The sequence below is a fragment of the Kitasatospora sp. NPDC033851 genome (assembly GCF_055576085.1).
The window spans coordinates 1-12,775 of record NZ_JBVIRL010000032.1 but is presented as its reverse complement, the minus strand read 5'-3'; the positions used below and the strand labels follow the sequence as shown (position 1 = coordinate 12,775).

Annotated in this window: 12 protein-coding genes; 4 read left to right on the top strand and 8 right to left on the bottom strand. The window is 72.0% G+C overall.

Features of this window, described 5'->3' with window-relative positions:
• Nucleotides 1-180: 180 nt before the first annotated feature.
• On the top strand, nucleotides 181-1,038 hold the full coding sequence (locus ACZ51D_RS37225) for a GNAT family N-acetyltransferase (protein ID WP_465620031.1): 858 nt from the start codon (nucleotides 181-183) through the stop codon (nucleotides 1,036-1,038).
• Nucleotides 1,039-1,145: 107 nt separating this feature from the next.
• Here the strand turns inward: ACZ51D_RS37225 and ACZ51D_RS37220 are convergent, their stop codons facing one another.
• Complete coding sequence (locus tag ACZ51D_RS37220; RefSeq protein WP_224284003.1) at nucleotides 1,146-1,574, bottom strand: fic family toxin-antitoxin system, toxin component; 429 nt, start codon at nucleotides 1,572-1,574, stop codon at nucleotides 1,146-1,148.
• On the bottom strand, nucleotides 1,571-1,807 hold the full coding sequence (locus ACZ51D_RS37215; protein WP_360504033.1) for a toxin-antitoxin system HicB family antitoxin: 237 nt from the start codon (nucleotides 1,805-1,807) through the stop codon (nucleotides 1,571-1,573). The genes ACZ51D_RS37220 and ACZ51D_RS37215 overlap by 4 nt, the downstream gene beginning before the upstream one ends.
• A gap of 291 nt (nucleotides 1,808-2,098) precedes the next feature.
• Between ACZ51D_RS37215 and ACZ51D_RS37210 the strand changes: the two genes are divergently transcribed.
• Nucleotides 2,099-2,296: a hypothetical protein gene (locus tag ACZ51D_RS37210; protein WP_360504031.1), complete on the top strand. Its 198-nt coding sequence runs from the start codon at nucleotides 2,099-2,101 to the stop codon at nucleotides 2,294-2,296.
• Nucleotides 2,297-2,461: 165 nt separating this feature from the next.
• On the opposite strand, the gene ACZ51D_RS37205 is transcribed toward ACZ51D_RS37210, so the two are convergent.
• On the bottom strand, nucleotides 2,462-3,790 hold the full coding sequence (locus ACZ51D_RS37205; protein WP_465620289.1) for a class I SAM-dependent RNA methyltransferase: 1,329 nt from the start codon (nucleotides 3,788-3,790) through the stop codon (nucleotides 2,462-2,464).
• A 380-nt stretch (nucleotides 3,791-4,170) separates the two neighbouring features.
• Nucleotides 4,171-6,246: an APC family permease gene (locus ACZ51D_RS37200; protein WP_465620287.1), complete on the bottom strand. Its 2,076-nt coding sequence runs from the start codon at nucleotides 6,244-6,246 to the stop codon at nucleotides 4,171-4,173.
• Nucleotides 6,247-6,493: 247 nt separating this feature from the next.
• On the opposite strand from ACZ51D_RS37200, the gene ACZ51D_RS37195 reads away from it, so the two are divergent.
• Nucleotides 6,494-7,162: a potassium channel family protein gene (locus ACZ51D_RS37195; protein WP_465620029.1), complete on the top strand. Its 669-nt coding sequence runs from the start codon at nucleotides 6,494-6,496 to the stop codon at nucleotides 7,160-7,162.
• Nucleotides 7,162-7,833, top strand: coding sequence for a potassium channel family protein (locus ACZ51D_RS37190; protein WP_030060763.1), 672 nt, complete (start codon nucleotides 7,162-7,164; stop codon nucleotides 7,831-7,833). The genes ACZ51D_RS37195 and ACZ51D_RS37190 overlap by 1 nt, the downstream gene beginning before the upstream one ends.
• A 73-nt stretch (nucleotides 7,834-7,906) precedes the next feature.
• Here the strand turns inward: ACZ51D_RS37190 and ACZ51D_RS37185 are convergent, their stop codons facing one another.
• From ACZ51D_RS37185 to ACZ51D_RS37170, 4 genes are all read right to left on the bottom strand, one after another.
• Complete coding sequence (locus ACZ51D_RS37185) at nucleotides 7,907-8,635, bottom strand: DUF3159 domain-containing protein (RefSeq protein WP_465620027.1); 729 nt, start codon at nucleotides 8,633-8,635, stop codon at nucleotides 7,907-7,909.
• Nucleotides 8,632-9,039, bottom strand: coding sequence for an OB-fold nucleic acid binding domain-containing protein (locus ACZ51D_RS37180; protein WP_360504025.1), 408 nt, complete (start codon nucleotides 9,037-9,039; stop codon nucleotides 8,632-8,634). The genes ACZ51D_RS37185 and ACZ51D_RS37180 overlap by 4 nt, the downstream gene beginning before the upstream one ends.
• 65 nt (nucleotides 9,040-9,104) lie before the next feature.
• A complete protein-coding gene (locus tag ACZ51D_RS37175) occupies nucleotides 9,105-9,785 on the bottom strand; it encodes a response regulator (RefSeq protein WP_049657530.1) in 681 nt (226 codons plus the stop codon).
• 75 nt (nucleotides 9,786-9,860) lie between these two features.
• Nucleotides 9,861-12,476, bottom strand: a complete 2,616-nt coding sequence (locus tag ACZ51D_RS37170; protein ID WP_465664740.1) for an ATP-binding protein — start codon at nucleotides 12,474-12,476, stop codon at nucleotides 9,861-9,863.
• Nucleotides 12,477-12,775 lie beyond the last annotated feature (299 nt).

The window sequence follows — 12,775 nt, the reverse complement described above, 5'->3', positions numbered from 1 at the left end:
CCCCCTCGGCAGAGCTGTAAAAGCATCAGCATGCACGCTGTGTGCGCACAAGATCGCTGCGGACCGGTAAGCGTTCGGCAACAATCGCCGCCCGAAGCGCTCCCGTCCGACCCCCGACCGGCCGGATCGGCGCCCGCAAATCGGTGGCAGCCCACCCGCGCGCCTGCTTGGATGCACGCCGTGACTTCTGACGATCATGCTCCCGACCGCCCGCTGCTCGACGAGATCGAGCACTACTACGACGCCGTACCGCGCAGCGCCGCCCGTACTGAGGACTTCGGCCCGCTGACCCTCTTCGTCCGCAGGGGCGAGACCGGCTGGCACTACTACGCCCGCCCGACGCTCGGTCACGACGGCCCGGCCGCCACCGCCGAGGACGTCCGCCGGGTGCTGGAGCGGCAGCGCGAGCTGGGCGTTCCGGAGGCCTTCGAGTGGGTGGCCGAGCAGAACCCCGAGCTGCGCGCGGCGGCCGAAGCGGCGGGCCTGACGGTGCACGAGCACCCGCTGCTGGTGCTGGGCCCGCAGGACGAGCCGGCCCCGGCGCCGGTACCGGCGGAGGGGGTCGAGGTGCGGGTACTGGCCGCGGACGCGCCCGAGCTGGCCGAGGCGGTGGCCGTTCCGCACGTGGCGTTCGGCGCCCCGGGCACCGCCATCGGCGCGGCCGGCGCGGCCGAACTGGCCGAGAGCGCGGCGAGGTTGACGGCCGATGGCGGGGTGGCGCGGACCGTGCAGCGGATCACCGACGGCGTCACCGCCCTAGCCGCCGCGCTGGACGGCAGCGACGTCCTGTCCGCCGGCCAGTACAACCCGGTGGGCCCGGTCGGCGAGCTGGTCGGCGTGGGCACCCTGCCCTCCGCCCGTCGGCGCGGCCTGGGCCTCGCGGTCACGGCGGCCCTGGTCGCTCACGCCCGGGCCAACGGCGTACGGACGGTGTTCCTGTCCGCCTCCGACGAGGACGTCGCCCGGATCTACCGCCGGGCCGGCTTCCGCCTGTTCGCGACGGCCCTGATCGCGGAGCCCGCCTCGCCCCAGGCCTAGCCGGGCCGGTGGCGCAGCGGACACACCCCAGCGAGACACGACGGCGACGGCGGGGACAGCAGCCACGATGCGGCCGATGGGGCCGATGGGGACGACGGCCACGAAGGTCAGTCGTCGTCCTCGTCCTCCTCGTCCGCCCCGGTGACACCCTCCCCCTCGGCCTCGTCCACCACCCACGCCGCCAGCCGCTCGGCGACGCCGGACACCCCGAGCCGTCCCTCGCGGATGGCCCGGGAGAGGCTGCGCACCTCGCGGGCGGTGGTGGCGACGGTGCAGCCGCTGGCGACGAGGTAGGCGTACGCGACGGCGGTCGCGAAGAGCTCGTTGGTCTTCTCCAGGGCCGGCACCCGGATCAGCTGGTGCATCAGCGCCGCGGCGCGGTCCTGCGGCTCGGGGTAGACCGCGATGTCGAATATCTCGGCCTGGTGCCGGGTGACGGCCGCGAGCAGCGAGCCGTAGTCGGTGACCTGCGGGTCACCGGGCGTGTACTGCTCGGCGGTCATGAGCAGCCACGAGAGGTCGACCTCCAGTTTCAACGGCGCACGTCCTGGATATCGCCCGGCTCCCCGAACTCGGCGAGGAAGGCCGACTCGTACTCCTTCATGAACTGCGCGGCCGCGTCGACGAAGGCCCGGCCGGACTCGCCCATGTCCTGCTGGACCAGGCGCTCGATGTACTGGTTCATGCTGATCCCCTGCTGCTCCGCCCGTTCCCGGGCCATCTCCGCGGTCGTGGCGTCCACACGGACGTTCAGCTGCTTCTTGGCCATGCCCTTCAAGCTAGCGCCGAAGTGCTAGCACAACAAGGGCGCACGCCCACCGCCCGCACACCTGCCGCACGCCCCCACGCAACCTCCCCGTCACCGAAGCCGTGGTCGAACCCGCCATCCGCAGCCGAAGCCGTCACCCGCCACCGCTCCGGGCCGCCCATCTCCCATACCCGCCCACCGCCACCCCACCCCCGGCAGGAGGAGCGAGACTTGAAGAGTCCTTCACCATCCGGGACTCTGAACTCCCCTGAGCGATCCACTGAGCGGCACCGACCGGTGTGGAGGCCGGCAATGACAGCCATGTTCGACCAGGAGCTGCGCGAGCAGCTCGCCCAGGCCCGCCGGGACCTCATGGCGGCGCGGGCCGAAGGGGACGCCGACGGCGTCCAGGCGTACGAGGGCCGGGTCGCCTCGCTCCTCCGGCTCGCCTCCCAGCACGGCATCGACCTTCCGCACAGCGCCGACGAGGAGGAACACAACGAGCCCTGACCGGCCCGATCCGGCCCGCCCTGCCTTGCCCTGCCCCGCCGTGCAACGACGAGGAGGCGGCACCCGCCGAGCGGGTACCGCCTCCTGAGTCCGACCAGCCTCCGACCAGCGTCAGACCGACCGAACCTACCGATGAGGCCGAATCGGCCGATTAGGCCGAACGGGTCACTTCCCGGTCGGCTCCAGGATCGCCACGCACTCGAAGTGGTGCGTCATCGGGAACAGGTCGAAGGCCCGCAGCGACACCGGCCGGTAGCCGCCCTCGCTGAAGAACTTCAGGTCCCGGGCGAGCGCCGCCGGGTCGCAGGCCACGTACGCGATCCGGCGCGCCTCCAGGCCGACCAGGTGCGCCACGGTCTCGCGCCCGGCGCCCGAACGCGGCGGGTCCAGGACGATCAGGTCGGTGGCGGTGATGCCGGTGCGCGGCAGCAGCGTCTCGACCCGGTCGCACTCGATCCGCACGTTGTCCAGCGCGGCCAGGTTGTGCCGGGCGTCGACCACGGCCTGCTTGGCGGACTCGATGCCGAGCACCGCGCCCTCCTCGCCGACCCGGTCGGCCAGCGCGCCCGCGAACAGGCCGACGCCGCAGTACAGGTCGAGCGCGTTCTCGCCCCACTGCGGGTCCAGGCCGTCCAGCACGGCGTCGACCAGGGTGTCCGGCGCCTCCGGGTGGATCTGCCAGAAACCGCCGTTGCTGATCCGCCAGGTCCGCCCGGCCGCCCGCTCGCGCACGAAGCTGCGCCCGTGCACCCGGTGCACGTCGCCCTGCTCGTCCACCCGGGCGATCGACACCGGCTTGTCCAGCTCGACCAGCGGCAGCTGGGCGCCGGGCCGCGGGGTCAGCACCACCTGGCGGTCCGAGGAGCCGGACGCGGCGAACACCTCGACCGAGGCCACGCCCGGCCAGTCCCGGGCCTCGATGCCCAGCTCGGTGACGCCCTCGGCGGCGATCAGGCAGCGGTCCACCGGCTGCAGGTCGTGCGAGCGGTGCTTGCGCAGGCCGACCTTCCCGGTCTCCGGGTCCACCGCGTACTGGACCCGGGTACGCCAGGCCGGCACCTCCCCGGCCTGGAGCTTGCCGCCGACCGGCTCGACGCTGCCGTCCCAGCCCGCCTCGGCCGGGGTGAGCCCGGCCAGCTTGGCCAGCTGCTCGGTCAGCACCGCCGCCTTGAGCTTGCGCTGCCCGCCCGGGGTGACGTGCTGCCAGTCGCAGCCGCCGCACTTGCCGGGTCCGGCGAACGGGCACGGCGCCTCGATCCGCTCCTTGGCGGGTTCCAGGACCTCCACCGCGTCGGCCCGCAGGAACCGCGAAGTGGTGGTGCCCTCGGTCACCAGCGCGACGACCTTCTCACCGGGCAGCGCGTGCCGCACGAACAGCACCCGCCCCTCGTGCCGGGCCACGCAGTGCCCGCCGCCGTGCGCGACCGGGCCGATCTCGACCTCGTACCGCTGTCCGGCCAGCGGCTCGCCGGACGGCGTCTCGGATCGCGGCACCCGCGCGGCGGTGCGCAGGGCCTTCGGCGGCCGCACCGCCTGCTTGCGCGGCGCCTTCCGAGCGGCCCCGCCGGTACCGGCGGGGCCCTTCTCGGCACCCTTGCCGCCCGCGCCCTTCGCAGCGCCCTTCCCGGCGCCCTTGCCGGCCGTGCCCTTGCCCGCGTTCTTGCCGCCCGCGTCCCGGACCGGCGTCCGGTCCTCCGACGGGGTCGGTTCCCCCGGAACGACCGGCGCGGTGCGCGCGGTCAGGCCGTCGCGGTCGGTGGCCTCCGGACGGGACGGCCGGCCCCAGCGCGGCCGGGCGACCTGCCCGGGCTTGGAGCCGCCCCGGTGGGAGCCCTTGCCGGAGGAGCCCGAGGAGCGGGGCGGAGTGTTGCGCGTCACTGGGAGGAGTCCTTGCTGCGGTCGGAGGTGTCGCCGGCGCTCGCACCGGTGGAGACGGAATCCTTCGACTTTACGGCCTTCGGCGCCCGAGGCTCGCCACGCCGGACGGCACCCGGCGCCGACCAGGCCTTCTGCGGCTTGCGCCGCTCGGAGGACTCCAGCTGCCAAGGCACCGAGGTGACCATCACACCGGGCTTGAACAGCAGTCGGCCCTTGAGCCGCAGCGCGCTCTGGTTGTGCAGCAGGTGCTCGTACCAGTGGCCGACCACGTACTCGGGGATATAGACCGAGACCACGTCGCGCGGGCTGCTGCGCCGCAGGTTCTTCACGTAGTCCAGGATCGGCCCGGTGATCTCGCGGAACGGCGAGTCCAGCACCTTGAGCGGCACCTCGATGCCGCGCTCGTCCCACTCCTGCCGCAGCGCCGCCGTGTCGGCCGGGTCCACGTTGACCGTGAGGGCCTCCAGGGTGTGGGCGCGGGCCAGCTTGGCGTACGCGAGGGCGCGCAGCGCCGGCTTGTGCAGCTTGGAGACCAGCACGATGGCGTGCACCCGGGTGGGCAGCACCACGTCGTCCGCCTCCTCGGCGGCGATGAGCTCCGCGGAGACCCGGTCGTAGTGGCGCCGGATGCCCTTCATCATCACGAACAGCACGACCATCGCCGCGATCGCGATCCAGGCGTGGCTGATCTTGGTGACCAGGACGACGATCAGCACGGCCATGGTCATCACCAGGCCGAAGGTGTTGATCGCCCGGCTGCGCTGCATGTGGCGGCGCTTGGCCGGGTCGGCCTCGGTGCGCAGCAGCCGGGTCCAGTGCCGGATCATGCCGGACTGGCTCATGTTGAAGGAGACGAAGACGCCGACGATGTAGAGCTGGATCAGCCGGTTCGGGTCGGCGTCGAAGGCGATGACGAACAGGATCGCGGCGATCGCCAGCAGGATGATGCCGTTGGAGAAGGCCAGCCGGTCACCGCGGGTGTGCAGCTGACGCGGCAGGTAGCGGTCCTGGGCCAGGATCGAGCCGAGCACCGGGAAGCCGTTGAAGGCGGTGTTGGCGGCGAGCACCAGGATCAGGCCGGTCACGGCGGCGACGAAGTAGAAGCCGGGCGTGAAGTTGTTGAAGACCGCCTCGCTGATCTGGGCCAGCGCGGTCTTCTGGTGGTAGTCGGAGGCGGCGCCGCCGAGCTGCTCGGCGGGGTTCTCGGCCATCTGGACGCCGGTGAGGCGGGCCAGCCAGATGATGCCCATGAACATCACGACGGCGATGCTCGCCATCATCAGCAGCGTGGTGGCGGCGTTCTTGCTCTTGGGCTTGCGGAAGGCCGGCACGCCGTTGGAGATCGCCTCCACGCCGGTGAGCGCGGCGCAGCCGGAGGAGAAGGACTTCAGCAGCAGGAAGACCATCGCGAAGCCCGCCAGCGAACCGTTGCCGGGCGTGGGCATGAGGTGGAAGCCGGAACTCTCGGCGGGCATGTCCTGGCCGAGCGCGAAGTGCCGGAACACCCCGTAGCCGACCATCCCGATGACGCCGATCATGAAGGCGTAGGTGGGAACGGCGAAGGCGGTACCGGATTCGCGCACACCGCGCAGGTTCATGCCCATCAGCAGGACGACCACGATCACCGACAGGGTCAGTTCGTGGCCGCGGAGCGAGGGAACGGCGGAGACGACGTTGGCCACGCCCGAGGTGGTGGAGACGGCCACGGTGAGCACGTAGTCGACCATCAGGGCGGCCGCCACCACCATGCCCGAGTTGGGCCCGTGGTTCACGGTCGCGACCTCGTAGTCGCCGCCGCCGCTCGGATAGGCGTGCACGTTCTGCCGGTACGAGGCCACCACGGCGAGCATGACGATCGCGACGACGAGGCCGATCTGCCACGAGAAGTGAATCGCCGAGGTGCCCGCGATGGACAGGGTGAGCAGGATCTCCTCGGGGGCGTACGCGACCGAGGAGAGCGCGTCCGAGGCGAACACGGGCAGCGCGATCCGCTTCGGGAGAAGGGTCTCGCCCAGTTTGTCGCTGCGCAGCGCGCGCCCGATCAGGATGCGTTTCGGAAGGTCTTTCGGCATAGGCACGTTAAGGAATCGTAGGGGCTTCCCGGACAAGGCTCCGCCGTTTGTCCCCCCCTTCGTCGCGACTGCGTTCTATGGACCGGCTAGCGTGTCGGATACGAGTCGGTGGGCAACACTCGGATTGTCGGGTGTTGCCGAGGCCGGCGCCCCACGAGAACGCTCGTCCCGGACAGCCGGGCGAGAAAGGGAGATGAACGGTGTTTGCGCAGGTCAGTACCCCGACGGAACGGGTGAGGTAGCGCCGGTGCACATCGTCATCATGGGCTGCGGCCGCGTGGGGTCCGCCCTCGCGAGAGCGCTGGAGAAACAGGGCCACTCGGTGGCCGTGGTCGACCAGGACCCGACCGCGTTCCGCCGGCTGGGCGCCGGGTTCAAGGGGCGCCGGGTGACCGGTGTCGGCTTCGACCAGGACACCCTGCGCGAGGCGGGCATCGAGGAGGCCGGCGCGTTCGCCGCGGTCTCCAGCGGCGACAACTCCAACATCATCGCCGCGCGGGTGGCCCGGGAGAACTTCGGCGTCGAGAACGTCGCCGCCCGGATCTACGACCCCCGCCGCGCCGAGGTGTACCAGCGCCTGGGCATCCCGACCGTGGCGACGGTCCGCTGGACCGCCGACCAGATGCTGCGCCGGCTGCTGCCGAGCGGCGCCGAGCCGCTGTGGCAGGACCCGAGCGGCGGCGTGCAGCTGGCCGAGGTCGCGTACGACCCGCGCTGGGTCGGCCACCGGATCGGCCTGCTGGAAGAGGCCTCCGGCACCCGGGTGGCGTTCGTCACCCGGCTCGGCGAGGGCGTCCTGCCCACGCCGCAGATGGTGGTGCAGGAGGGCGACCTGGTGCACGTGATGCTGCGCCGGGCCGACCTGACGGCCGTCGAGGCCGCGTTCGCGCAGGGGCCGAAGGAGGAGGGTCACTGATGCGGGTCGCCATTGCCGGGGCCGGTGCCGTGGGCCGCTCGATCGCGGGCGAGCTGCTGGAGAACGGCCACGAGGTCCTGCTGATCGACAAGAACCCCAACTCCATCTCGGTGGAGCGGGTGCCGATGGCGGAGTGGCTGCTGGCCGACGCCTGCGAGATCACCTCGCTGGACGAGGCCGCCCTGCAGCGCTGCCACGTGGTGATCGCCGCGACCGGCGACGACAAGGTCAACCTGGTCGTCTCGCTGCTCGCCAAGACCGAGTACGCGGTGCCGCGGGTGGTCGCCCGGGTGAACAACCCCAAGAACGAGTGGCTCTTCAACGAGTCCTGGGGCGTGGACGTGGCCGTGTCCACGCCGCGCCTGATGTCCGCCCTGGTCGAGGAGGCGGTCAGCGTCGGCGACCTCGTCCGCCTGATGCGCTTCAGCCAGGGCAACGCCAACCTGGTCGAGCTGACCCTGGCCTCCGACACCGAGCTGGTCGGCACCCGGGTCGGCGACGTGGCCTGGCCGCAGGACACCGCGCTGGTGACCATCATCCGCGAGGGCCGGGTGCTGGTGCCGGGCAAGGACGACACCCTGGAGGGCGGCGACGAGCTGCTCTTCGTCGCCGCCCAGGAGCGCGAGGAGGAGCTGGAGGAGCTGCTGTCGGCCACCTCCGGCGCCCAGTAGGACGGTAGGACCCCGAAACACGGCTGAGGGCCCGCACCCGAACGGGTGCGGGCCCTCGGCCGTGCGGAGACGGCTACTTCGCCGGCTCCTCCTCGTCGTCCAGCGGCGCCTTGATCGGCGGCGGCGCCTTCAGCAGGATCTGCCAGGTGACGTACATCGCCAGCAGCATCGGCGGGATGCCGAGGGCGACCTTCAGCCAGCCCAGCAGGTTGACGTTGTGGGTGAAGTACAGCGGGAAGAGGATCACCGGCTTGAGGCCCATGATCACCACCCAGGCCCAGGTCGCCTTGGTGTAGGCGGCGAGCCGACCCGGGTTCTCCTTGCGCCAGGTGAACATCTCGCCGGTGATCGGGCCGAGCATCACCCCGATCATCGGCCAGCGCACCAGCGCGGAGACCGCCAGGGCGAGGCTGTAGGCGACGTTCCAGAGCAGGCCGGGCAGGTAGAAGTCCTCGGCCTTGCCGCTCTTCATCGAGATCCAGGCGCCGAGTGCGACGCCGAACACCCCGCTGAAGGCGTGCTGGATGGTCTCCCGCTTCGCCAGCCGGGCCACCACGAACAGGGCGCTCAGGCCGAGCGCGGCCCAGGCCGAGGTGCTGACCTGGTGGGTGAGGTTGTACGTGACGATGAAGACCAGGCCGGGCAGCGTCATGTCGATCATGCCGCGCACGCCGCCGAAGGCCTTCATGACCGTGTCGGCGGCCTCCTTGGAGGCGGCCTTGCGGGCGGCCTCCTCGGCCGCCGCGTCGTGGGCCAGGTCGAGCTGGGCGGCATCGCCGCCGGGCTGGTTGCTCACGCTCATTCGCTCCCGTGTCCGACCGGACGCAGCTCGTAGCGGGGGTTGAACAGCACGCGGCGCCCGCGCGCGTGGCTGATCCGACCGCTGGCGACCAGCCTGCGGCCGGGCTCTATGCCCGCGATCGAGCGACGGCCGAGCCAGACCACGTCCAAGGCCTCGGTGCCGTCGAAGAGTTCGGCCTCGAGGGCCGGCACCCCGGCCCGCGGGCGGAGCGTCACCGTGCGCAGCGTGCCCGCGACGGTGACCAGGTCGCGGTCCGCGCAGCCGGCGATCGGCCTGCATCCCGACTCCGCGGCGCTCTCCTGACGCAGGTCCTCGGCGTCCAGTTCCTCGGCCGAGGAGGTCAGCCGACTGAGCATGCGGCGGAACCGCCCCTGCGGCTGGCCACTGCTGTTGTCACCACTCATGTCGGAAGGGTACCGGTTTCCGGGCCCCCGGCGGCAGGTCGTACGGCCGCCGGGGGCAACGGCGGTCAGCTCTCGAACCGGTATCCCATTCCCGGTTCGGTGATGAAGTGGCGCGGGTGCGAGGGGTCCCGCTCCAGCTTCCGGCGCAGCTGGGCGAGGTAGACCCGCAGGTAGTTGGTCTCGGTCCGGTAGGCCGGGCCCCACACCTCCTGCAGCAGCTGGGTCTGGCTGACCAGCCGCCCCGCGTTGCGGACGAGGACCTCCAGCAGGTGCCACTCGGTCGGGGTGAGGCGTACGTCGGCGCCGTCCCGGTTGACCTTCTTGGCGGCGAGGTCGACCGTGAAGCTCTCGGTGACGACCAGCGAGTCGGCCTCCCCGGCCACCGGCTCGGCCCGCCGCACGGCGGCCCGCATCCGGGCGAGCAGCTCGTCCATGCCGAACGGCTTGGTGACGTAGTCGTCGGCGCCGGCGTCCAGGGCCTCGACCTTCTCGTCCGAGGCGTGCCGGGCCGACAGCACGATGATCGGCACCCGGGTCCAGCCGCGCAGCCCGCGGATCACCTCGACCCCGTCCATGTCGGGCAGGCCGAGGTCGAGGACGACGACGTCCGGATGGCGGGCCGCGGCCAGTTCCAGGGCGCTCGCGCCGTCATGGGCCGCGTCCACCTCGTACTTGCGGGCCTTGAGGTTGATCACCAGCGCGCGGACGATCTGCGGTTCGTCGTCCACGACGAGGACCCGGGTCATTTACGGGCTCCGCCTTTCAGGGCTTGTCGTGAGTTGAGGACTGTGGAACGGGATTTCGGCTTTCGGCTTTCCTTCTCATGTGATCAGCTCCGAGACCGCGCCGCTCCCGCCGCCGTTCGGCTCACCCGGCTCCGGCGGCTCGGGCGACTCCGCCGGCTCGGGCGGCCGCTCGACGGCCGGCAGGCTGACGACCATGGTCAGGCCGCCGCCGGGGGTGTCCTCGGCGGTGACGCTGCCGTCCATCGCCTCGACGAAGCCGCGCGCCACCGCGAGCCCGAGACCCACGCCGGCGCCGCGCGGCGCGTCGCCGTAGCGCTGGAACGGCGCGAAGATCTTCTCCTTGGCCTCCTCGGGCACCCCCGGCCCGCGGTCGACGATCCGCAGCTCGACCCGGCCCGGCACCCCCGGCTGCACCAGCGCATCGGCCTTGACCAGCACCTTGACGCCGTCCGGGCTGTACTTGACGGCGTTCTCCACCAGGTTGGCCAGCGAGCGCTCCAGCAGCCCACCGTCGGCCCGGATCATCGGGAGCGTCTCCGGCACGTCCAGACGGACGGAGTCCGGCGGCACCCCGCCGAGCGCGTAGGGCACCACCTCGTCCAGGTCGGTCTCCTGGATCAGCGGGGTGACGGTCCCGGTCTGCAGCCGGCTCATGTCGAGCAGGTTGTTGATCAGGTGGTCCAGCCGGTCGGCGCCGTCCTCGATCCCGGCCAGCAGCTCGGCCTCGTCCTCCGGATCCCAGTCGACGTCCGCCGAGCGCAGCGAGCTCACCGACGCCTTGATACCCGCCAGCGGGGTGCGCAGGTCGTGCGAGACGGCGGCCAGCAGAGCCGTACGGATCCGGTTGCCCTCGGCCTCCCGCCTGGCCGCGACGGCCTCCCGGGACAGCCGGCGGCGCTCCAGCACCACGGCGGCCTGCGCGGCGAAGGCCCCGAGCAGACGCCGGTCCGCCCCGGGCAGCACCCGGCCGCGCAGCACCAGCGCCAGGCTCTCGCCGACCGGGACGTCCACGTCGGCCGTCTCCGGCCGCTCCGGCGGCCGCGGCCCGGCGGTGGCCACCGGCACCCAGGGGCCGAGCGGCTCCGGGCGCTCCAACAGCGCGGCGCTCTCCTGCCCGAAGGTCTCCCGGACCTGCTCCATCAGCGCGGTCAGCACCCCGTCCCCGTTCGGCGCGCCCCGCAGCACCGTGCCGGCCAGCGCGCTGAGCGTCTGCGCCTCGGTCTGGCTGCGGGCCGCCTGGTGGGTCCGGCGAGCCGCCAGGTCCACCACGGACGCCACCGATATGCCGACGATGGTGAATATCGCCACCGCCATGATGTTCTGCGGCTCGTTGATGGTGAAGGTGTGCAGCGGCGGCGTGAAGTAGTAGTTCAGCACCGAGGAGCCGACCAGCGCCGAGCCGATCGCCGGCAGCAGCCCACCGACCAGCGCCGCGCACACCGTCAGCGACAGGAACAGCAGCATGTCGGTGGAGAGCCCCAGCCCGCCGATCGCCGTCAGGACGATCGCCATCAGCGGCGGACCGGCCAGGCCGATCAACCAGCCGGCGATGGTCCGGGTCCGGCCCAGGTCGGTGATCCGGCGGACCGGAATCCTGCCGCGCCCGTGCCCGGCGTGCTCGTGGGTGACCATGTGGACGTCGATGTCCCCGGCCTCCCGGGTCACCGTGGTGCCGACGCCCGGCCCGTACAGGTACTGCCAGGCGGGCCGCCGACTGGTGCCCAGCACGATCTGGGTGGCGTTCACGCCCCGGGCGAAGTCCAGCAGCCCGGCGGCCGGGTCGTCACCCAGTACGGCGTGGAAGGAGCCGCCGAGGCTCTCCACCAGCGCGCGCTGCTCGATCAGCGTCTGCGGCGAGCCGGAGCCCACCAGGCCGTCCGAACGGGAGATGTGCACGGCGAGCAGCTCACCGCCGGAGACCCTGGCCGCGATCCGGGCCGCCCGGCGGATCAGCGTCGCCCCCTCGGCTCCGCCGGTGAGGCCCACCACGATCCGCTCCCGGGCCTGCCAGGTGCCCTCGATGCCCTGCTCGGCCCGGTACTTCTGCAGGTACTCGTCCACCCGGTCGGCGGTCCACAGCAGCGCCAGCTCGCGCAGCGCGGTCAGGTTGCCGGGGCGGAAGTAGTTGGCGAGCGCCGCGTCGATCTTCTCCGGCGCGTACACGTTCCCGTGCGCCAGCCGCCGCCGCAGCGCCTGCGGGGACATGTCCACGAGCTCGATCTGATCGGCCCGCCGGACCACCTCGTCCGGGACCGTCTCGCGCTGACGCACTCCGGTGATGCCCGCGACGGCGTCGCCGAGCGACTCCAGGTGCTGCACGTTCACGGTGGAGATCACATCGATCCCGGCCGCCAGCAGCTCCTCGACGTCCTGCCAGCGCTTCTCGTTGCGGCAGCCGGGCACGTTGGTGTGCGCCAGCTCGTCCACCAGCGCCACCTGCGGGCGACGGGCGAGGACGGCGTCCAGGTCCATCTCGGAGAACCGCGCGCTCCGGTGCACCACCTGCTGCCGCAGCACGACTTCCAACCCGGCGACCATGTCCGCGGTACGCCGGCGGCCGTGGTCCTCCACGAACGCCACCACGACGTCCGTGCCGCGCTCGTGCCGCCGGTGCGCCTCGGCGAGCATGGCGTACGTCTTACCGACCCCGGGGGCCGCCCCGAGGTAGATGCGCAGCCTGCCTCGTCCCATGAGCACCATTCTTGATCCGGCCATGCCCGGGAGCCACCCCCGGACACCTGTTCCCCGCCCCTTCGAGACTACGGCGTGAGCAGCGATTTTCCGCTGATCAATGCACTGATCAGGCGGTTTTAGCGGCATATTGACGGTGGACCAGCCACTTGGCGGGGGTCACTCGGCAGGGGCCGGCCGGCGGGGTCCGGCCGATTTTCCGGGAAACGCGAAGAACCCCCATCCGGGATCCGGATGGGGGTTCTTCTGAATGATTGTTCGGCGGCGTCCTACTCTCCCACAGGGTCCCCCCTGCAGTA